Annotated in this window: 20 protein-coding genes; 6 read left to right on the top strand and 14 right to left on the bottom strand. The window is 59.2% G+C overall.

Annotated features, from left to right (window positions below; all coding sequences use genetic code 11):
• Positions 1-2: 2 nt before the first annotated feature.
• From ACR0L1_RS11665 to ACR0L1_RS11605, 13 genes are all read right to left on the bottom strand, one after another.
• Entirely contained in the window at positions 3-1,505 is a 1,503-nt protein-coding gene (locus ACR0L1_RS11665) for an enoyl-CoA hydratase-related protein (RefSeq protein ID WP_480858946.1), read from the bottom strand.
• A gap of 51 nt (positions 1,506-1,556) precedes the next feature.
• Complete coding sequence (locus tag ACR0L1_RS11660; RefSeq protein WP_170789409.1) at positions 1,557-2,477, bottom strand: helix-turn-helix transcriptional regulator; 921 nt, start codon at positions 2,475-2,477, stop codon at positions 1,557-1,559.
• A gap of 64 nt (positions 2,478-2,541) precedes the next feature.
• Positions 2,542-2,988 (bottom strand): acyl-CoA thioesterase, encoded by a 447-nt coding sequence (locus ACR0L1_RS11655; RefSeq protein WP_480504021.1) that lies wholly within the window; start codon positions 2,986-2,988, stop codon positions 2,542-2,544.
• Complete coding sequence (boxA, locus tag ACR0L1_RS11650; protein WP_480858943.1) at positions 2,988-4,178, bottom strand: benzoyl-CoA 2,3-epoxidase subunit BoxA; 1,191 nt, start codon at positions 4,176-4,178, stop codon at positions 2,988-2,990. Before boxA ends, ACR0L1_RS11655 begins: the two co-directional genes overlap by 1 nt.
• Positions 4,175-4,342, bottom strand: coding sequence for a hypothetical protein (locus ACR0L1_RS11645; protein WP_480504018.1), 168 nt, complete (start codon positions 4,340-4,342; stop codon positions 4,175-4,177). The genes boxA and ACR0L1_RS11645 overlap by 4 nt, the downstream gene beginning before the upstream one ends.
• An 80-nt stretch (positions 4,343-4,422) precedes the next feature.
• Positions 4,423-5,874 (bottom strand): benzoyl-CoA 2,3-epoxidase subunit BoxB, encoded by a 1,452-nt coding sequence (boxB, locus tag ACR0L1_RS11640; protein ID WP_170355230.1) that lies wholly within the window; start codon positions 5,872-5,874, stop codon positions 4,423-4,425.
• Positions 5,875-5,907: 33 nt separating this feature from the next.
• Entirely contained in the window at positions 5,908-7,566 is a 1,659-nt protein-coding gene (boxC, locus tag ACR0L1_RS11635) for a 2,3-epoxybenzoyl-CoA dihydrolase (RefSeq protein WP_480858941.1), read from the bottom strand.
• An 80-nt stretch (positions 7,567-7,646) separates the two neighbouring features.
• Positions 7,647-8,099, bottom strand: a complete 453-nt coding sequence (locus ACR0L1_RS11630) for a DUF309 domain-containing protein (RefSeq protein WP_480504015.1) — start codon at positions 8,097-8,099, stop codon at positions 7,647-7,649.
• Entirely contained in the window at positions 8,096-8,914 is an 819-nt protein-coding gene (locus ACR0L1_RS11625; RefSeq protein ID WP_480858939.1) for an alpha/beta fold hydrolase, read from the bottom strand. The genes ACR0L1_RS11630 and ACR0L1_RS11625 overlap by 4 nt, the downstream gene beginning before the upstream one ends.
• Entirely contained in the window at positions 8,911-10,449 is a 1,539-nt protein-coding gene (locus ACR0L1_RS11620) for a benzoate-CoA ligase family protein (RefSeq protein ID WP_480858937.1), read from the bottom strand. Before ACR0L1_RS11620 ends, ACR0L1_RS11625 begins: the two co-directional genes overlap by 4 nt.
• A gap of 229 nt (positions 10,450-10,678) precedes the next feature.
• Complete coding sequence (locus ACR0L1_RS11615; protein WP_480504011.1) at positions 10,679-12,175, bottom strand: TRAP transporter large permease; 1,497 nt, start codon at positions 12,173-12,175, stop codon at positions 10,679-10,681.
• Complete coding sequence (locus ACR0L1_RS11610) at positions 12,172-12,732, bottom strand: TRAP transporter small permease (RefSeq protein ID WP_170771681.1); 561 nt, start codon at positions 12,730-12,732, stop codon at positions 12,172-12,174. Before ACR0L1_RS11610 ends, ACR0L1_RS11615 begins: the two co-directional genes overlap by 4 nt.
• Positions 12,733-12,814: 82 nt before the next feature.
• On the bottom strand, positions 12,815-13,843 hold the full coding sequence (locus ACR0L1_RS11605; RefSeq protein WP_170771683.1) for a TRAP transporter substrate-binding protein: 1,029 nt from the start codon (positions 13,841-13,843) through the stop codon (positions 12,815-12,817).
• Between the two features lie 247 nt (positions 13,844-14,090).
• On the opposite strand from ACR0L1_RS11605, the gene pobA reads away from it, so the two are divergent.
• Genes pobA through ACR0L1_RS11575 form a run of 6 tightly spaced genes read left to right on the top strand, consistent with a single transcriptional unit; the run spans position 14,091 to position 18,924 of the window.
• On the top strand, positions 14,091-15,260 hold the full coding sequence (gene pobA / locus ACR0L1_RS11600; protein WP_170789400.1) for a 4-hydroxybenzoate 3-monooxygenase: 1,170 nt from the start codon (positions 14,091-14,093) through the stop codon (positions 15,258-15,260).
• 26 nt (positions 15,261-15,286) lie between these two features.
• A complete protein-coding gene (gene pcaC, locus ACR0L1_RS11595; RefSeq protein ID WP_408015514.1) occupies positions 15,287-15,667 on the top strand; it encodes a 4-carboxymuconolactone decarboxylase in 381 nt (126 codons plus the stop codon).
• Positions 15,664-16,380, top strand: coding sequence for a protocatechuate 3,4-dioxygenase subunit beta (gene pcaH, locus ACR0L1_RS11590; protein WP_480858934.1), 717 nt, complete (start codon positions 15,664-15,666; stop codon positions 16,378-16,380). The genes pcaC and pcaH overlap by 4 nt, the downstream gene beginning before the upstream one ends.
• Positions 16,381-16,382: 2 nt before the next feature.
• Positions 16,383-16,982, top strand: coding sequence for a protocatechuate 3,4-dioxygenase subunit alpha (gene pcaG, locus ACR0L1_RS11585; RefSeq protein WP_480858932.1), 600 nt, complete (start codon positions 16,383-16,385; stop codon positions 16,980-16,982).
• The gene (locus ACR0L1_RS11580) at positions 16,975-17,826 is read left to right on the top strand and encodes a 3-oxoadipate:acetyl-CoA acetyltransferase (protein ID WP_480858930.1); all 852 of its coding nucleotides are present in this window, start codon (positions 16,975-16,977) and stop codon (positions 17,824-17,826) included. Before pcaG ends, ACR0L1_RS11580 begins: the two co-directional genes overlap by 8 nt.
• Before the next feature lie 36 nt (positions 17,827-17,862).
• Positions 17,863-18,924 (top strand): 3-carboxy-cis,cis-muconate cycloisomerase, encoded by a 1,062-nt coding sequence (locus tag ACR0L1_RS11575; RefSeq protein WP_480858929.1) that lies wholly within the window; start codon positions 17,863-17,865, stop codon positions 18,922-18,924.
• 490 nt (positions 18,925-19,414) lie between these two features.
• On the opposite strand, the gene ACR0L1_RS11570 is transcribed toward ACR0L1_RS11575, so the two are convergent.
• Complete coding sequence (locus ACR0L1_RS11570; protein WP_170771697.1) at positions 19,415-20,200, bottom strand: arginine deiminase family protein; 786 nt, start codon at positions 20,198-20,200, stop codon at positions 19,415-19,417.
• Positions 20,201-20,202: the final 2 nt, after the last annotated feature.

Here is a 20,202-nt window from a genome sequence, read left to right as displayed (position 1 = left end):
CCTTAGCCGGGAAAGCGGTCGGACAGGGAAATACCCTGTTCGGCGCACCGCCACAGGGATGGGCTGACCGCCCAGGCCAGGCTGTCTTCTTGCGCGTAGGTCTCCAATCGCGCCAGAAGGGTCTTGGCCCCGATTGTGTCTGCATAATGCATCAACCCGCCGCGCCAGCGTGGAAAGCCAAGTTCTGTCACGCTGGCACAATCGATTTCGCGGGCCGAGGTTGCGATGCCTTCGTCCAACAGGGCGACCGCTTCGTTGATCATGGCGCTAAGCAGCCTGTCCATGATCTCATCCACGGCGTAGTCGCAGCGGGTGATCTTGGCAAAATGCGCCTCTTCAAGCGCGAGGTCGGCCACAATCGGGTCCTCAACCTTGCCTCCTCCGCCGGGATAGCGATACCAGCCTGCACCGACCTTTTTGCCCAGTTTTCCCAATTCGATCATCCGGTCGGCGATGGGAATATATCGCCGGTTCGGGTCGCGCGGGGCGTTTTCGCGGCGATTGGCAAGAGCGACGTCCACACCGGACAGGTCCTGCGCCTCGTAGGGACCCATGGTATAGCCGAATTCGACCATGGCCTCGTCCACCTCCCACGGGGTCGAGCCATCCATCAGCACCGTATCCGCCGCTTCGTGGTACCGGGCGAGAATACGATTTGCGATATGGCTAGTGCTGGGAGTGTCCTGCCCCCTCACAGCGCGTTCGGCAAAGAAGATATGGCGCAGGGCGCGGGCTTGTGCGCCTTGCCGCAAGTCCAGAAACGCGGCGCGTTCTTGGGCCATTGCGTCCGACAAAGGGGTCGTGGCGCACAGGGCCACCAGATCAATCGCCTGAGGCGGCGCGATCTGGTGGGGCATCCGCTGCACGACATCGGCGCGCGCGGCCGCAATCGCCGTGTCATCTGCGGCAGGCCAGTCCCGCAATCCGGGTGGCACAGACAGCTCCAGCGTGCCTACATCCAGAAGCCGCGCAACATCCACCGGGTCCTCTGCGATACTGTCCACCAGCCCCAAGGCTTCGGCCTGTTCAGCGGGGACAAGCTTGCCGGTTGCAATCAAATCAACCGCCGCAGCAATCCCGATCAAGCGCGGCAAGCGTTGCGTGCCGCCCGCGCCGGGCACCACGCCCAGCGTCACCTCGGGCAGGCCAATCCGGACACCCGGCGCCGCGATCCGATAGCGGCAAGCCAGCGCCAGCTCACACCCACCACCCAACGCAACCCCCGTTATCGCCGCAACCCACGGCACGTCCGAGGCCTCGATCCCATTCAAAATCTCCGGCAAATGCGGCGCAACCGGCGGCGCGTCAAACTCTCGCGCATCCGCGCCCGCAGCAAAAACGCGTTGCGATCCATGCAGTACCACCCGCGACAGACCTTTCTGTGCCTGAACCCAAGCCAACGCATCCCACAGGCCCTGCCGAACGCTGAGACCGATGGCATTCACAGGCGGGTTGTTCAGCCTGACAAACCCGACGGCCCCCTGACGCCAGACATCCACGGCCATCATCGGCTCCTTCTGCGTTATAGTTCACTTTTGTGTGGATATAGTCCTAGGTCACGCATCCAACAGCTTTTGCGTCCGGATCATCGTCACCAATTCATCCAGCGACTGGTCCAGCGCCCGCCCCGACGTGTCCAGCATGAACCGCGCCCGCGCATAGAGAACCTCGCGGCTGGCCAGAATTGAAGTCAGCTGCTCCATCGCGTCGGCATTGCCCGCCATGGGCCGCTCATCACCCTGCGCGCGCACCCGGTCCATATGCTCCTGCGGCGAGGCCTTCAGCCAGATCGTATGGAAACTGGATAGCAACTTGTTGAGCGTTTCGGGCTCGGACACGATGCCACCGGCCACGGCCAAGATCACGCGGTCATAGTTTTCGATCACTCGGTCCAGCGATCCAGCCTCAAGCTTGCGGTACCCTTCTTGCCCGTAAAGGGCGAGGATTTCATCAATCGGCATTCCGCCGTGCAGGGCGATTTCCTTGTTCAGCTCCAGAAACGGCGCATCCAGTTGTTCAGCGGCCCGTTTGCCCAGCGTCGATTTCCCGGCACCACGCAACCCGATCAGACAGACGCGCTGTGCCCGACCCGCCTGATCGCTGTCGGGTGAGAGGGCCTGCAACACCTGATCACGCGTTTCGCTGTCGGCGGCAGAGAACAATTCGGCCACGCGCAGGCTGGTGGAGTTCCACGGGTCTTCGGCACCCACGAACCACTCGATCCGGTGATCCAACGAATGCGCCACACGTTGCAGCAACCCGATCGATATATTCCCCGTTCCGGATTCAAGCTGCGCCAGATAGCGCTGTGACACGCCCGAGCTTTCGGACAGAACCCGACGAGAAATGCCCTTGCGTTCACGCGCGCTGCGGACCCGTTCGCCCACCTGCACCATCAGCGCCGAGATGCTGCGTTCGATCTCGGATTCCGTGTCGATCTGGGTCGACACCCCGCTGAAGGTTGTAATTTCCGCCATGTTCCGCAATTCCGAATGTGTATAATAATGCACAATACGTTCGCCGGACCAAAAAGGAAAACGGTTATGTCCCGGTCTGCCCGGCGTCATGCAAAAACGGAGCCAACAGGTCTTGGATATCCTGCGGCGGTTGGCGTTTTTCAAACGCGTCCGCCACGATGAAGACGCTGACCGTTTGGGCCGAAAAGCATATTTGGCTGTCCTGTTCGCCATCGACGCGAAACGTGATGGAGGATGTGCCCAACCGACTGGGCCATACGTGACAGGCCAGCGTGTGCCGGGGCGTGACCGGCGCTTTGAAGTCCATCTCAAGCCGGACGAAGGGCGTGCCGACATTGCGGTCCAGTTCCAGCTGGTACCAGCCCTGACCCAGATGCTCTTCCCACCAGGCGTTGATCGCATCCAGCGTGAACCATGGCAGGCGCCCGGTATAAGCGATGCGGGCTGGGTCGCAATCGCCCCATGTCACCCGTATATCATGTCGATAGGCCGAGGCTGGCCGGGCCGACATCAATAGGTCTCCACGTGGTACCGACCGGAGTCGCGCATCTGGTCCCGTAGCGCGGTCCAGTCCTGCCCTACGCCCGCCGCAATTTCGGTCAGGGCCTGCTCAACCCCGTCCTCCATATCCCTCAGGCCGCAGATATAGACATAGCTGTTGGAGTCTTGCAGTAAGTCGGCGACGATGTCCCGTTTGGCCAGCATCCTGTCCTGAACATATTCCTTGTCCTGACCTTCTTGCCGGCTGAATACCAGGTGCTGATCCAACAGCGTCTTGGGCACTTTCTGCAACGGCCCGAAATAGGGCAAACTGTCGGGCGCTCTCGCCCCGAAGAACATCATCATGCCACCGTGGATCGTGCCCACCTTGCGCTGACGGCGCATGGTAAAGGCGCGCATCGGGGCCGAGCCGGTCCCAGTACAAATCATCAGGATACGTGCGTCGGGATCATCAGGCAGCAGAAAGGTCGACCCGAATGGACCTGTGACATTGACCGCATCACCCTTTTTCAGATCACAGATATAGTTCGAGCAAACGCCGCCCTCTTCGCGTTTGACGGTTAGTGAGACATTGTTGAAACCGGGCCGTTCGCCATCCCGCGGGCTGGACACGGAATAGAGCCGCGGCAGATGCGGTTGCCCCTCGCCTGTGGTGCCGGGCGGAATGATCCCGATCGACTGGCCTTCCAGAACCGGCATCGGGTGACCTTGAAAATCCAGAATGATATGGCGCACATCACTGTCCGAGGACGCCTCGGTCAGGCGGTAATTTCCCTGCACAACGGCCTGAACAGGTTTGCCCAAATTGTACAGGTTGATCGTGGGTTTCGATGCCGTGGCCGGGGCCTTGGATTTGCCACCAGCACCCTTATGGGCATCGGCCAGCAACGCGGCCATCGCATCATCCAGCGCCTCTATCCCGGTGTCGGCGTCATCCGAGCCCAGATCCTCCTGTTCCGGCAACTCCTCCCACTCATATTGCTGTTCCAGGCTGTAAGGTTCGGTCACCACGCGCCATTCGTCGATTGATCCGGTCGGACAGACCGGGATGCAATCCATGCAGAAGTTGCACAGATCCGCATTCACAACCACGTTGTTGTCGTCATGTTCGATGGCCTGTTCGGGGCAGGTCATCTCGCACGTGTAACAACGGATACAGATTTCCGGGTCGATCAGGTGCTGTTTGATGGGTTTGTTCATGATTTATGCCGTCGCTGGATAAGGGCAGGAAGGGTCATGGCGTCGATAAGTGCAGCGCAGATTCCGGTACAGGTGTCACAGCCAAGACAACGCCCCCGGATCACCGAGTGATTGGGCTGTATCTCGGCCTCGTCTGCGCTGAGTGCGGAACGTTCCGCTGCCATCATCCATGTCCTTCCCGCGTTGGCTGGCAAGATGCGGCGGGCAGAGGGGGTCCCCACTACCCTGCCAAACAGGCCCAAGATCAAGCCATGTGCAGTTTCACATATTCGAAATCGCCGGGCTTATTGTCGATCCCGACCTTCGGGGCCGAGATCCAGCCTGCGTATTTGCCGGGCTCATAGCACGGCACCATAAGCGACTGGATATAGGCCCCATCTTCCTTGGACGGCAGCCATTTGTCGGCATTCGCGGCCCATTCCGCTTCAGAGATGATATCACCTTCGGGATTGGCCTTGATCGCGGCAAAGACGCCGATCTGACGGTGGAACGCCTCGTCTGGCAGGGCCAGATTGAACTCGATCCCGGCTTTCTGAATGATCTTGTTCCAACGCCCGACGCCGCCCGAGGCATCGCGGACATAGTCGTCGCGCAACCGCATGTTGATCGCCGTCAGCGCGGGCACATCCTGCGTCACGATCGCCCCATCAACAATGGATTTCACTGCATAAGTGTCGCTTTGCAGCATGTGGTCGTCGTCGATACGGTTCTCCATATACCGGCCCTTGATACCCGCATTGAAAGCGTTGGCGGCATTGGTCGAAACCTCTTGTCCGAACAGGTCCAGCGACAGCGAATAGTGCAGGTTCAGCTTTTTCTGGATCGTCGGCAGGTCGATCACACCCAGATCGCGGACCTTGCCGATATCATAGGGGTCGGTCAGACCGGCCTCGTTCATCGCCTCGCAGGTGCGTTGCACGATACGGCTGACACCGGTTTCGCCCACGAACATATGGTGGGCCTCTTCGGTCAGCATAAAGCGGCATGTTCGGCTGAGCGGATCAAACCCAGATTGCGCAAGACTTTCCAGCTGCATCTTTCCGTCACGGTCAGTGAAATAGGTGAACATGAAGAAAGACAGCCAATCGGGTGTTTCTTCGTTAAAGGCGCCCAGCATCCGCGGCGCTTCTTCGGAGCCCGAGGACCGGATCAGCAGGTCATCGGCCTCTTCCCGGCCATCCTTGCCAAAGTACTTCTGCAGCAGATAGACCATCGCCCACAGGTGGCGGCCTTCTTCCACGTTGACCTGAAACAGGTTCCGCATGTCATAAAGCGATGGTGCTGTCAGACCCAAGAACCGCTGTTGTTCGACCGAGCCCGGCTCGGTATCGCCCTGAATGACAATCAGACGTTTGAGCATGTTGCGGTATTCGCCCGGCACCTCTTGCCATGCTTTCTCGCCCTTATGCTCACCCATTGGAATGATGCGCTCTTCGACCTGCGGGGCCAGCAAAACGCCCCAACGGTATTCCGGCATTTTCACATAGTCGAACTTGGCCCAGCCTTTGGGGTCAACGCTGACGGCGGTGCGCAGGTAGACCATCGAGTCCTGAAAGTTCTGCGGGATCAGCTTGTTCCACCAGTCGATATAACCGGGATGCCATTTCTCAAGCGCTTTCAGAACCTTGCGGTCCTGGCTCAGGCCGACATTGTTGGGGATCTGAGTGTCGTAACTTACGTTGATGACGTCTAGCATGTCTTTCTCCTGATGAAGCTCGGGCGGAACCTGTCACACACGTTCCATGTCATATTCGCCGCGCAACCCGGTGCCGTACCGTTGCAACGCGCCATCGGGACCCACCGCATTGGGACGGTTGAAAATCCAGTTCTGCCACGCGGTCAGGCGGCCAAAGATGCGAGTTTCCATGGTTTCGGGGCCCGCGAAACGCAGGTTCGCCTCCATCCCGGTCATCGCATCAGGGCTGAACGAGGCGCGCTCTTCCTCGAAGATGCGGATCTCGTCTTCCCAGTCGATGTCATCCAGGATCATCGTCACAAGGCCCAGCTCGTCGGCTGCTTCGGCATCCAGCGCGGTGTTTTTATGGTCTTCCATCTGGCTAGCCGCATTGGGCGTACCGTAGAACCGGGTTTCAAGCCGGGTCAGGTCATTGCCCATAGGCAAAGGTCCGAAATTGGCATCGGTCAAAGTGACCGTCGCCAAGGGACGATTGTCGCCTTCGAACTCGTCTTCCATCATATACGTACGATCCACCGCCCACAGGATTTCGGCCAGAATACCCGTAAAGCACGAGCCATGTTCGACCAGCGCGGACATCGACCGCGAAGTGACGTCGATCCGTTTCAGTAGGCGCTTCCAATATTGCAGCACCTCATTAGCCAACCAGTGATCGCGATTGGCCAGCAACAGCGCCTCATGCGCCTGAAACAGCTCGGGGTCGCCTTGGGTGCGGAAGACCAGCAGGCCCAACTCCATTTCGTTCAGGCGCAGATGCAAGATGGCATCGTCCAGTTCGCGTGCCAGCCGCAACAGATAGGCCTGATCCCCTTGCGCCGTGAACGCGGCCATGTCCTGCGGCGCGTCGGCATCCGGGCCGCTGATCGTTACGGTCGCCTTGCGGACATCTCGATCAACAGCCACTTCAATCAGGCTATACGTGACCGAGCCATCTTCGCCGACCGTCTTGTCCAACGGACCCAGAACAACCCCGGCAGCATCCGGCTTGGGCATCGCAGCGGCGAATTCGCGGGCACGTTCTTGCACGGTGGCGTCGAACTTGGAGTTCGGCACGACCTCATCCACCAGACGCCAATCCAGTGCCCGCTTACCTTTGACCCCTTCTTCGGTCGAGCAGAACACATCGGCCAGATCGCGCCGCACCTTGCGTTTGTCCGTCACCCGCGTCAGCCCACCCGTGCCGGGCAGAACCGCTAGCAGCGGCACCTCGGGCAGTGCGACCGAGGAGGTGCTGTCATCGGTCAGCATGATGTGGTTGCAGGCCAGCGCCAGCTCATAACCACCCCCGGCGCAGGCGCCTTTGACGGCAGCAATATATTTCTGGCCACTGTCTTTTTCGGCGGCTTCGTAGGTGTTGCGCGTCTCATTGGTGAATTTGCAGAAGTTCACCTTGTGGCTGTGGGCAGCCCCCCCGAGCATGCGGATATTCGCGCCCGCGCAGAACACCCGGTCCTTACCGGATTGCATGACGACCACTTTCACCTCGGGGTGCTCAAAGCGCATCCGTTGCACGATATCGGCCAGTTCGATATCGACGCCCAGATCGTAAGAGTTCAGCTTGAGTTGATACCCCTCGAACAATCCCTGATCTTCGTCGACATCCATAAACAGGTTCGCAACCGGCCCATCATATTCCACCCGCCAATGGCGATATTGCGATGGATCGGTCTGAAAATTGATGACCTTGGTCATGTGCAACTCCTAAGTTCAGTCATGCAGAATAGTGCGCTGCATGTATCGAGTAAAGAATTGAGTGCAAAATAACGCATCTTCTAGATACATTTTTTGCCATTCTCATCCCCCAATTCTACTATTTTGTGCATTATCTTGCACATTTCACCATGCAAACCCAGAACAGCCCCTCCTGCCCGGTCCATCGCCTCGCGAGCCAGATCGTCGGATAAGGTCATTAGACGCGCCATCGCGCGAGGCTGCCCCATCCGGCCTTTCAGACAGGCGTTTGCGTATTGAATAACCGCCTGCACCATCAGACGTTCTGGCGAATTTGGTGGGCAGGCCAGCCAGACGGCCTCGAGCACCTCATGCGCCTCCCAAAAATACCCTTCGTTCAGAAAGGCCAAACCGCTGGTCCAGGCCGATGTATTCTGCAGATCCGACGGCGCAACATCCGACAGGCCGGTTTTCAGCGGGTCAAACAGACCTTCGGGGTGACGCGCTGTCTGACCCGGTACGTAAGCGTGCGGAGGCCAACAGTCGCTGGTCATGCCATTTCAGGCATTGCGTGTTCCAACCGCTCAAGCCGGGCGGTGAACTCTGCGATTGCTGTCAGGGTTGCTGTGGGTTGATCAAACTGAGGGGCGTGTCGACAATTGTCCAGTATCGCTGTTTCGACCGGGGCATAGCTGCGGGTTTCAACCTCGGCAATCTGAGCCAGTGTTCCATACTGATCTTCACGCCCCTGAATCGCAAGCGTCGGAATGCGCAGGTAGTCGATAACATCCGCCACGTTCCAGGTGCGGAAACCGGGGTCCAGCCACGCATCACACCAGCCATTAAATGTCGCCGCCGGGTCGCGGTGATAAGACGCCAGCCGCCCTGCTAGGTCGCCGGTATCAAACGCTTCCCGCGCGGCGGCAATCGAAGTCAACCCCATCTCTTCGGTAAAGAAATGCGGCGCCATCAGGATTAGCCCCCGCACCCGCTGGTCCGAGACCGAACCCGCATAGATCGCCGCAATCGTCGCACCGTCGGAATGGCCCAGCAGAACCGCCCGCTGAATGCCAGCCTGATCCAGAAAGGGACCCAGAACCTGCTGCGCTTCGACGGTCATGTAGTCCAGCGGGCGCGGCAATTCTGCTGGATCGGATTGGCCATAGCCAGCACGGGAATAGGCCAGAACACCAAAACCGGTTGCCGCCGAAATCTCGGCCGGGAAATCCCGCCACATCGCTAAACACCCCAGCCCTTCGTGCAGCATCACGATGGTCGGCGCATCCTGTGGCGCAGGGCCCCAGATGCCGTATTCCAATTCCTTGCCGTTCACATCCATGCGGCCCGAGCCGCCATCCTGCCAGATCATGCGGTTTCCCTCAGTTTGAAACGTTGGATTTTGCCGGTTGCGGTTTTGGGCAGATCGTCCACCACCTCGACCCAGCGCGGATATTTCCACTTGCCGATCCGGTCTTTGACAAAGTCCTTCAGATCCCCGATCGCATCCGCGCTTTGACCATCTTTCAGAACGACAAAGGCGCGGGGCTTGTCCAAGCCTTGCTCGTCGGCATGGGCCACAATCGCGGCCTCCAGAATGGCGGGATGTTCGATCAGCGTCTGTTCAATCTCGAACGGGCTGACCCATATGCCGGACACCTTGAACATGTCATCCGTGCGCCCGCAATAGATATAGCGACCCTCGGCTGTGCGCTCATACTTGTCGCCGGTCCGGGTCCAATGCCCTTCGAAAGTCGCGCGCGATTTCTCGCGCCGGTTCCAATAGCTTTCGGCAGAGGAAGGACCCCGCACCAGCAGCTCGCCCACTTCGCCATCGCCCACCTCGTGATCGGCTTCGTCGACCAGACGCACGTCATAGCCCGGCACTGCCGTGCCAGAGGTTCCATAGACAATGTCGCCGGGCCGGTTTGACAGGAAGATATGCAGCATCTCGGTAGAGCCCACGCCATCTACGATCTGCGCGCCCATATTCTTCTCCCATGCTTCGCCCACCTCACGCGGCAGCGCCTCGCCAGCCGATGTACACAGGCGCAGATTTGGTTCGCTTTGTAGATCGCCCGCCTCGAACCGCGCATTCATCGCGGCAAAGAAGGTGGGCACGCCGCAAAACAGCGTCGGCTTGTGCGCGGCGATGATCTGAAACGCCACATCCGGCGTTGGGCGGCCACCCAGCAGGATCGTCGTTGCCCCAACCGACAGCGGAAAGGTCAGCCCGTTGCCCAACCCATAGGCAAAGAACAGCTTGGCGACCGAGAACACCACGTCCTCTTCCCGGATACCCAGCACCTGCGCCCCGAATGTATCAGCCGTAGCCCGAAGGCTGGACTGCACATGGCGCACACCTTTCGGCAGACCCGTCGAGCCCGAGGAATAGAGCCAGAACGCGGCCTCATCACTGTCCGAGGTGACGGTTTCCACTGGCGTGGCCCCATCCATGAACGCCTCAAGGCTGGTGGTGCCATCGGGCGCGTCGCCTATAACGATAACCTGCCGCAGATTTGTATTGCCTTGGATCGCAGGTGCGACCGTGGCCCACATCTCGGCCGATACGATCAGAACCGTCGCGCGGCTATCGTTCAGGGTCGCGGCGTAAACCGGCGCGGATAGCAATGTGTTGATCGGCACGGGAATGGCCCCGGACTTTATCGCGCCCCAGAACAGGATCGGAAATTCGATCTGGTCCAGCACGACCATCGCAACACGCTCTTCCCGGCGCACGTCATGGCGCGCCAGCGCGCCGGCAAACCGTGCGCTTTCCTCGGCCAAGGCGCGATAAGTCAAGGTGCGTTGCTGTCCGTCTGCCTCGTGAAAGGCCACTTTGTCGCCGCGCCCTTCACGCAGGTGACGATCCACAAACCAAAGGGATGCATTCTGGTTTTCTGACACGGGTTCCTCCTCCCCTCGACAGGCCAGCGGCTGCTTGCCGGAAAAACAATCACCCTGCTGCGCGACCCATCTCCCCCATTGGGTCGCCTCGTTCGGGGATCATTCGAATCGAGGTTTTTGGAAAATTCCGCCCCGACGCCTGAAATATGCGTTATAATGCACATTTCTCGGATATGTTTGCAACAGTGTTTTTTGCGTTTGTGCATTTTCTTGCACAAATCAGCGCTGATCAGCCAAATGGGATCAGGAATAGGGTGATCGCCGGGAACAGCACCAAAAGGACGACCCGCAGGATGTCGGATCCGACAAAGAACAGCACGGCCTTGTAGGTCTCGGTCATGCGGGTTTCACGGTCCATCGTGTTGATCACAAACAGATTCATCCCAACCGGAGGCGTTATCAACCCGACCTCTACTACGATCAGCACGAGGATACCGAACCAGATGGCTGTGCGCTCTTCGGCGATGCGGTCCGCCATGCCTTGTGTGACGCGGATACCGATCTCTTTCTGCAAATCGCGACTGATCTCGGCCCCCGAGGCAATCAGAGATTCGATCTCGGCCCGGATGTCTGGAGCAATGTCGGTGGCTCCGGCCAGAGCAGCGCGGGCTGCATCATGTTGCATCGCGATCAGGTCAACCAAACCGAAATCCAGCACAGATATGACCGGGTAAAAGATGGGAATCGTCAACAGGATCATGCTGAGGCTATCCATTACGCAGCCCAGGATCAGATAAAACACCAGGATCAGCGCCAGAATTGCCCAGGGGCTGAAGCCCTGACTCAACACGAAATTCGCCAGTTCCTGCGGCACATTCGTCAGCGCCAGAAACCCGTTATAAAACCCCGCGCCCAGAATGATGAAAAAGATCATCGCGGTGGATTTGGCTGTGGTGGTGAAACTGTCTTTCAGCGTCGACCATGTCAGCCCCCCATTAGCAACCGCGATCAAGCCAGTTCCAGCCGCCCCTACAGCAGCGCCTTCCGTGGGCGTGAACCACCCCGCATAGATGCCGCCGACGACGCCGCCAAAGACAACCAGCACGGGCCAGACGTCCAGCAGCAACCGAAACCGTTCGCGGTAGGGCACGGCGGGACGGGTTCCGGCGCTGTCTGGGTAAAGGCGCACATAGACCGAGACGGCAATCACATAACCCAAAGCCGCCAGAACGCCGGGGATAAATGCGGCCAGAAACAGCTTGGCAATATTCTGTTCGGTCAGGATCGCGTAGATCACCAACACGACCGAAGGCGGGATTAGAATGCCCAACGTCCCCCCTGCGGCCAGCGTTGCGGTAGAAAAGCCACCGGCATAGCCATACCGACGTAACTCAGGCAGCGCCACGCGCCCCATCGTGGCCGCCGTGGCCAGCGACGATCCGCAGATCGCCCCGAACCCCGCGCAAGCTCCGATCGCGGCCATGGCCACACCGCCCCTGCGGTGACCCAGAAAGCCCTCGGCAGCCTTAAACAAGGCCGTAGACATCCCGCCCAGTGTCGCAAAATACCCCATCAGCAGGAACATCGGCACAATCGACAGCGAATAGCTTGAGAAGGTCGTGTAGGTCTCGGATTTCAAACGACCCAGCGGAATGTTCAGGTTTCCGGTGACGGTCACGATGCCGACCAGACCGGTGACGAACATTGCCAACCCAATCGGCACCCGGGCAAAAATCAACAAAAGCAGAGCCGGAAAGGACAGCAACCCGATGGCGAGATCGCTCACGGCAGGAGTTCCTTTCCTGTCGCGCATTCGCGGATGCGGATGCCCGCCATATAAAGACCAACGACCGCCGCCACTACGGCTGCGCAAAAGCTGGCGGCGTAACCCCACCAGACGGGGAATTGCAGGATAAACGTATTCTCGCCAAACCGTAGCTTCGCCATCATGCCCCCAAACAACTGCACCGCTATCAGTACCAAAACGGCGGCAAAGACCACCTCGGCCAACATCCGCAAGATACGGTCAACCCGAGGCGATAGTTTCGAGGTAAAAATATCCACGACCGCATGACCCGAATTCAACTGGCAGAGCGGCAGAAAAGCAAAGATTGCAAAGGCCACGCCCGCCTCGACAATCTCAAAATCGCCATTGATGGGCCCGACGCCCAACCCTAGCGCCCATTCGGAAAAGCCCGGCGCAACCTGCCCGAGCCACCCATGCAGCAATGTATTGAGGGACCGGCCCAGAACCGAGATACAGATCAACAAGATCAAAGCCGTCAGAACCGCCCCGCCCAGCAATGCCATGCCGCGCGCCAGCTTTTCTATCGTTTGGTGCATGTCCCCTCCACCAACGGTGCCGATGCAGATTTTGGAATAATTGCCGCACGGCGTTCGGAATACGCCGCGCGGAAGGTCCGGCTTAGCTGCCGTACTCGTTCATCAACGCTTTGGCCCGATCGATCAGGGCCTGACCGTCAATGCCCTTTTCGTTCATCTCGGACAGCCAGGTGTCATAGACAGGCTGTGCGGCCTCGGCCCAGGCGGCGGATTGTTCAGCGTCCAGAGTCACCACGTTATTCCCGCGATCCAGCGCGATTTCACGTGCGGGCTCATCATAGGCCTGCTGGACTTCGCCTGCGAACATGGAAAATTCCAAACCCGAGTTGTCGTCGATGACGGCCTTCAGATCATCCGGCAGTGCGGCGTACTTGTCCTTGTTCATGGCAAGAACGAAGGTAACGGTATACATCATCGGCCCGGTGAATTCGGTGTGATTCTCCACCAGTTCCGGCACTTTCAGCGCCTTGGTCACTTCCCACGGAATGGTCGTGCCGTCGATCACACCCTTGGACAGCGCCTCGGGCACCGCGGGCACAGGCATACCTACCGGGGTCGCGCCCAATGTGCTGAGCAAGGCATTGACCTGACGCGAGGCGCCACGGATTTTCATGCCGTTGAAATCGTCTGGCGTCAGAACCTCCTTGTTAGCGTGGATCATGCCGGGGCCGTGGACCCAGCCACCCAGAACCTTCACGTCCGAGAACTCACGCGCAGCGATGTCTTCTTCCAGCAAGGTCCAGAACGCGGCCGAAGCGGGCTTGGCGTCATTCACCAGGAAGGGCAATTCGAACACTTCGGTCGACGGGAAGCGGCCCGGCGTATAACCGATGACGTTCCAGGTCATGTCAATCACGCCGTCGATCACCTGATCCAGAAGTTCCGGCGGCTTGCCGCCCAGTTGCATCGAGGGATAGCGGGTGATTTCGATGCGTCCGCCCGAATCCTCTTCGATCTTGTCGGCCCAGACGTCGATGATTTTCGATGGAATCGTCGCCTGCGCAGGCAAGAAGCTTTGCAGGTTGAATTCATACTCGGCCGCGTTTGCCGCCGTTCCCATGCCAAGGGCCAAAGCCCCCAACGCCCCGATGAGCGTGCGTTTGATCTTCATTGGTTCCTCCTCCTCTGCGCGATGCGCCATGATGCAGTTTAATGCATAACATGCATAATATCGCAACTTTTTTGTCGCTGTTTTTGTCGCAAGGTCAAAGCCTTTGAACCTGCACGGCCCGTATCCGGCCATCGCATAGGGTCATGTATGGCCCCCTTATGCTTTAATCGCAACGGTATGCTGGCATCCATGCGTTGCGAAACCCTGTCTGCAATGCAATCCTGCGCAGCGGGGACAGGAGGATCAGATGCGGACACAAGTTCTTGTGATCGGCGGCGGGCCGTCAGGTTTGCTGTTGTCACAGCTTCTCGCAACGCAGGGAATCGACAGCATCGTTCTGGAACGTCGAACAAAGGACTATGTGCTGGGACGCATCCGCGCCGGTGTGCTGGAACAGGGCTTTGTCGACCTGATGGATCAGGCAGGCGTCAGCGCGCGCCTGCACGCTGAGGCAATTGAACATAGCGGCACATTGATCGCGGTCGAAGAGGATTGCTTCCGAGTCGACTTCCAGCACCATACCGGCACCCCGGTTCTGGTTTACGGCCAGACCGAAGTGACCCGCGACCTCTATGACGCGCGCGAAGCCGCAGGTGGCGCGCTGATCTTCAACACCGAAAACGTCACCATTCATGACGCCGAAACCGACGCCCCCTATGCGACCTTCACCGCCGATGGGCAAGATCAGCGTATTGACGCGGAATTCGTCGCGGGCTGCGACGGATTTCACGGGGTCAGCCGCCAAACCATCCCGCTGTCGGTTCGGCGCGAATACGAAAAGATCTATCCTTTTGGCTGGCTGGGCATTCTGTCCGAAACCCCGCCTGTGCATCACGAACTGATCTATGCCTCGTCCTATCGCGGCTTTGCGCTGTGCTCGATGCGCAACGAGGCGCTGAGTCGCTATTACATCCAGTGTTCTCTGTCCGATCACCCGGAAGACTGGACCGATGCCGCCTTTTGGGCCGAGCTGAAACGCCGCATTCCACAGGAATATGCCGATCGCCTTGTAACCGGCCCGTCGATCGAAAAATCCATCGCGCCACTGCGTTCCTTCGTGACCGAGCCGATGCGCTGGGGGCGGCTGTTTCTGTGCGGGGATGCGGCGCACATCGTGCCCCCGACCGGGGCCAAGGGGCTGAATACGGCAGCCTCGGACGTGCACTACCTTTTTCAAGGTTTGAAGGACTATTTCCGCGACGGGTCTGAAGCCGGGATCGACGCTTATTCACAAAACGCTCTGGCGCGGGTTTGGAAGGCCGAGCGGTTCAGTTGGTGGTTTTCATCACTTCTGCACCGCTTTCCCGACCAATCCGAATTTGACCTCAAGATGCAACGGGCCGAGATTGACTTTCTGCGCAGCAACGAAGCCGCGCAAAAGGCGATGGCCGAGAACTATGTAGGGTTGCCCTATTGAAGATGACCGACGAAAAGGGGAACGTGATGGATCGCCATGCAACCGGCATGTCCGTGCGCCGCAAGGTTCTGGGCGACGCCCATGTGGATCGCGCCGAGGCCCGGAAAACCGCCTTTGACGCGCCGTTTCAGGACATGATCACCGAAACCGCGTGGGGCACGCTGTGGGCGGATGACACGATCACCCCGCGCGAACGCTCCATGATCACGCTGGCGCTGCTGGCCGCGACGCGGAACTTTGACGAGATCCCCATGCATGTGCGCGCCTGCGCCAATACCGGGGCCTCGAAGGACGATATCCTTCAGGCTTTCCTGCACGCTGCCGTCTATGCAGGCGTTCCTTGCGCCAATCGGGCCATTGCGCTTGCCAAACAAACCTTTTCCGAGATGGAGGACATGGCGGAATGACCCAGCTTTTCCCACGCGACCGGGCCTGGCATCCACAAGCCTTGGACCCCAACTATAAAACCAGCGTGACACGGTCTCCGAAACAGCCGCTCTTGTCACTGGAAGGGACCTCAAGCGAGCTGTCCGGCCCGACCTTTGGCCATGGTGACATCGACCCGCTGGACAATGACCTGCTGCGCAATTTCGCAACAACCGGCGATCCGGTGGGCGAGCGTATCCTGCTGCACGGACGGGTGCTGGATGAAAACGCCCGCCCGGTGCCCAATACTCTGGTCGAGATATGGCAAGCCAATGCCGGAGGGCGGTATCGTCACAAGAAAGATACCTATCTGGCCGCCATCGACCCGAATTTCGGCGGCTGCGGGCGAACGCTGACCGATGATCAGGGTTATTACCAGTTTCGCACCGTCAAACCCGGTGCTTACCCTTGGCGCAACTGGGTCAGCAGTTGGCGACCTGCGCATATTCACGTGTCGGTCTTCGGGACCAGCTTTGCGCAACGCCTGATCACGCAGCTTTACTTTGAAGGCGACCCGCTGATCGCCAAATGCCCGATCATCAACACGATCCCCGACCCGCGCGCGATTGACCAACTGGTGGCCGCGCTGGATATCAACGCCTCCGTCCCCTTCGACTGTCTTGCCTATAAATTCGACATCGTGCTGCGCGGGCAGCGGTCGACCTATTTCGAAAACCGGCCCGAGGGGAACTGACCATGGTGCAAAAGCTGGACTATCTCAAGGAAACACCCTCGCAGACCGCAGGGCCCTATGTGCATATCGGGCTGGCCCCCGGAGATGCCGGGTTCGACATCTACCGGCACGAGTTGGGCCGTGACATCGCGGGGCAGGACGCGGCGGCGACGAAAATTACCGTGCGCGGTGTGGTGCGTGACGGAACCGGCGCGCCCGTCAAGGATGTACTGATCGAAACATGGCAGGCGGATGCAAATGGCGTTTATCCCAGTCAGGGCTCTGTTGATCCGGGCTTTCGTGGCTGGGGCCGTGTGATACCGGATTTCGACACGGGCGAATGGGCGTTCGACACAATCAAACCGGGCGCCGTGACAGACCAAACCGGCGCGGTGATGGCCCCGCATATTAACCTGTGGCTCGTTGCACGTGGGATCAACGTGGGCCTCAACACCCGGCTCTATTTCCCCGATGAAATGGCGGCAAATGCGTCGGACCCAGTGCTGAACCTGATTGAGCAGCCCGTACGCAAGCAAACTCTGATAGCGGAACAGGTGGAAGGCGGCTACCGGTTCGATATCCACTTACAAGGCCCCTCAGAAACGGTGTTTTTCGATGTCTGACCCTGTCGCTCAAACCCCCTGCATCATCTGTGTGGCCATCACCGGATCGGTGCCTACCAAGGCCGACAACCCGGCCGTTCCCATCAGCGTGCCGGAACAGATCGAAAGCACGCACGAAGCGTTCGAGGCCGGAGCCTCCATCGCTCATTGCCATGTGCGCGACGCCGAGGGCAAACCCACCTCGGACCCCGACCTGTTTGCGGCGCTGAAGGACGGGATCGAAACGCACTGCCCCGGCATGATAGTGCAGCTTTCCACCGGAGGTCGTTCGGGTGCGGGCAAGGCGCGCGGGGGTATGCTGCCGCTGTCCCCGGACATGGCCTCGCTTTCGGTGGGGTCAAACAATTTTCCGACGCGCGTTTATGAAAACCCGCCCGATCTGGTGAACTGGCTGGCCAGCGAGATGGTAAAATACGGCGTCAAACCCGAGATCGAAGCCTTTGACCTGTCGCATATCCTGCAAGCGGCCCGGATGCACCGCGAGGGACAATTGCCCGATACACCCTATATTCAATTCGTCATGGGCGTCCGCAATGCCATGCCCGTGGATCGAGATGTATTCGACTTCTACGTCAAAACCGTGCACCGCCTGTTCGGAGACGTCCCGTGGTGCGCCGCCGGGATCGGGGCTGGGCAGATCAAGCTGAACGAATGGTCCATCGCGGCGGGCGGACATGTGCGCACGGGGCTAGAGGACAACATGCGTCTGGATCGCGACACGCTGGCCCCGTCCAATGCAGCGCTGGTGCAGCGGGCCGTCGATCTGTGCCATGCCCATGAACGCCCGGTTGCGAGTGTAGACCAGGCGCGCGCTATTCTGGGTCTGCGCTCGGCTGCGGCCTAACGCCAGTCCGGACGACCCAAGATAAGGACAACGACGATGACCGATCTGTTCTCGCACCCCTGGTTTTCCGGCCTGTTCGACGACGCCGAGGCGCAGGGCATCTGGTCTGCAGAACGGTCGCTCACCCATATGCTGGCCTTCGAGGCTGCCTATTCGCGCGGCTTGGGTGCAATCGGTAAAATCCCCACCGACCAAGCGGACGCTGCTGCCGCATGGATTGAACAAACCGCGCCCGGTATGGATACTTTGCGCGCGGGGACCATCGCGGACGGGCTGCCTGTACCAGCACTGGTTCAGGCCCTTAGATCGGATGCAGGACCACTGGCACCAGCCATTCACACTGGAACGACCTCGCAAGACGTGATGGACACGGCCTTGGCGTTGACCTTGCGTGAGACCACGAACCTGTTGCAAGCGCGCCTGTCACAGTTGTCGGACGTGCTGGGCGATCTCAGTGAAAAATTTGGTGGACGCCAAATTATGGGACGCACGCGGATGCAGGTTGCCCTGCCTGTCTCGGTCGGCCACCGGATCGAAACCTGGCGCGATCCGCTGCGCAGCTATCACCAAACCCTATCCGACCTGCGCCCGCGCGTGGAATGCGTGCAACTGGCCGGACCTGTTGGCGATGGTCAGACGATCGGGCCCTCGCTGCACGATTTGGCGAAGCATATCGCCGATGCACTTGGGCTGTATGTGACGGATCAAAGCTGGCATACCACCCGCGACAGGGTGGTGGAATATGCCGATCTGCTGTCGCACATCTCGGGGTCACTGGGAAAAATGGGGCAGGATATCTGCCTGATGGCCCAACAAGGTGTGGACGAGATCAGGCTGTCCGGTGGAGGAACATCCTCGGCCATGCCACATAAACAGAACCCCATTCTGGCTGAGCTGCTGGTAACACTGGCGCGGTTCAACGCCGTACAGGTGTCCGGGATGCACCATGCTATGGTGCATGAACAGGAACGATCCGGCAGCGCGTGGGCATTGGAATGGATGATCCTGCCGACCATGGCCCAGATCACGGCTCGGTCACTTGCTGCGGCCACCACATTGTGCACGCAGATCATTTCAATCGGCGCAACGCCCGACTAACGCTTCAACAAATCCAATGTGGATCTGCTCAATTCGGATGCCCGTTGTGTGACTTCAACTCGGGCAAACTGTTCCGTCAGTTGGCGCGGGCCACGAGCTGATAACCTGGCTTGGCAATGGCTCGAACTTTGGTAATCGGCGCACTATTAATCCAAGTCATGCCCTTCATTCTGATCCAGATCTTTGCAGTCGTCGTCATATGATTCTTGCCCACGATCGCAACCTTTCTACCAAAGCTTCTTTTCTTGGCACGTTTTGGAGAAGGTCCGGCGCAACGGCGGCATCCTCTCACCGAACCTAGGGCGGAACACCGCCGGGCCCGATTCAGATGGCTTGCCGGTTTACCCCCCGCCGGAAGATGCCGCAGGGAAATGGCCGGTCGGCTTAGACACAAATTCGCAACGCATCTTCTGGGTCGACAGACGTTACTTTAGACGCATGCCCAATACATATAGGCCAGAGTTTGCGACAGAACTACTTGGCGATACCTCTAGGGAAGCCTTAGAGACAGGCATGACATACCACCGTCCAACTTGGCACAATCGGTATTGTCTATCTCGACAACTTCATAGCCTGCGCGGTCCAGCATATCGGCCGTTCGAGGGAAGCCCGCGGCCATCAGCACCAGATTGTTGAAACGGATGGCATTGGCAGCGGCTTCTTCTCCTTCGGCGACATGTAACACACGGTAGCCGTCAAAACAGCCTGATGCGTCCAGTCGGTGGGTGGACAGGATGGTCTCGGCATCCATCAGCGAACAATCTGTTTTGAAGTGCAGCACACCTTTGGGCGTGAAGACTTCCCGCAGCTTGTGTCCCCAATCAGAAGTTATCCTTGCCAGTTCAGCGACACCTTCCGCGTCGGTACGATCTGATCGGCCCACCAGAATTTCCCGACCGGTTACAATAATATCACCGCCTTCGATATGACCAGGGCCTTCGATCGCACGTACCGTATCGTAGCAGTCATGAAGGGTCGGAGCCATTTCGGCGACTTCGCCCATGCGCGATGGCGCACCAGGCCGCATCAGAACCACGCCTTGAGGGAGGCAAAGAGCAGTGTCTTCTACAAATTGTGCGTCTGGAAAGGTATCGAGCGGACCAAGCTCGATCACCTCTGCACCCGTGCTCTTTAGGGTGGCTACATATGCCTGATGCGCTGCCAACATCCCATCAAGATCTGGATCGCCGACATCCTCAGCGCGCAGCCCGTTTGCGATTGTGGATGCAGGGCGACGGGTGATGGCGCGTGAAAACTCGAAAGTGGGGTCTGTCATGG

The organism is Ruegeria sp. J8, from assembly GCF_056531925.1.
The sequence above is the reverse complement of the archived record's forward strand: the minus strand, read 5'-3'. Positions and strand labels throughout refer to the sequence as shown.

Bases quoted from the DNA above. Each gene is read 5' to 3' on its own strand.
- ACR0L1_RS11625 (WP_480858939.1), bottom strand. From the start codon at position 8,914: ATGATCTGGCAGGATGGCGGCTCGGGCCGCATGGATGTGAACGGCAAG.
- ACR0L1_RS11570 (WP_170771697.1), bottom strand. From the start codon at position 20,200: ATGACAGACCCCACTTTCGAGTTTTCACGCGCCATCACCCGTCGCCCT.
- ACR0L1_RS11580 (WP_480858930.1), top strand. From the start codon at position 16,975: ATGTCTGACCCTGTCGCTCAAACCCCCTGCATCATCTGTGTGGCCATC.
- ACR0L1_RS11645 (WP_480504018.1), bottom strand. From the start codon at position 4,342: ATGGCAGCGGAACGTTCCGCACTCAGCGCAGACGAGGCCGAGATACAG.
- ACR0L1_RS11655 (WP_480504021.1), bottom strand. From the start codon at position 2,988: ATGTCGGCCCGGCCAGCCTCGGCCTATCGACATGATATACGGGTGACA.
- boxB (WP_170355230.1), bottom strand. From the start codon at position 5,874: ATGCTAGACGTCATCAACGTAAGTTACGACACTCAGATCCCCAACAAT.
- ACR0L1_RS11605 (WP_170771683.1), bottom strand. From the start codon at position 13,843: ATGAAGATCAAACGCACGCTCATCGGGGCGTTGGGGGCTTTGGCCCTT.
- ACR0L1_RS11610 (WP_170771681.1), bottom strand. From the start codon at position 12,732: ATGCACCAAACGATAGAAAAGCTGGCGCGCGGCATGGCATTGCTGGGC.
- boxA (WP_480858943.1), bottom strand. From the start codon at position 4,178: ATGAACAAACCCATCAAACAGCACCTGATCGACCCGGAAATCTGTATC.
- ACR0L1_RS11630 (WP_480504015.1), bottom strand. From the start codon at position 8,099: ATGACCAGCGACTGTTGGCCTCCGCACGCTTACGTACCGGGTCAGACA.
- ACR0L1_RS11575 (WP_480858929.1), top strand. From the start codon at position 17,863: ATGACCGATCTGTTCTCGCACCCCTGGTTTTCCGGCCTGTTCGACGAC.
- pcaH (WP_480858934.1), top strand. From the start codon at position 15,664: ATGACCCAGCTTTTCCCACGCGACCGGGCCTGGCATCCACAAGCCTTG.
- pcaC (WP_408015514.1), top strand. From the start codon at position 15,287: ATGGATCGCCATGCAACCGGCATGTCCGTGCGCCGCAAGGTTCTGGGC.
- ACR0L1_RS11660 (WP_170789409.1), bottom strand. From the start codon at position 2,477: ATGGCGGAAATTACAACCTTCAGCGGGGTGTCGACCCAGATCGACACG.
- ACR0L1_RS11665 (WP_480858946.1), bottom strand. From the start codon at position 1,505: ATGGCCGTGGATGTCTGGCGTCAGGGGGCCGTCGGGTTTGTCAGGCTG.
- pcaG (WP_480858932.1), top strand. From the start codon at position 16,383: ATGGTGCAAAAGCTGGACTATCTCAAGGAAACACCCTCGCAGACCGCA.
- pobA (WP_170789400.1), top strand. From the start codon at position 14,091: ATGCGGACACAAGTTCTTGTGATCGGCGGCGGGCCGTCAGGTTTGCTG.
- boxC (WP_480858941.1), bottom strand. From the start codon at position 7,566: ATGACCAAGGTCATCAATTTTCAGACCGATCCATCGCAATATCGCCAT.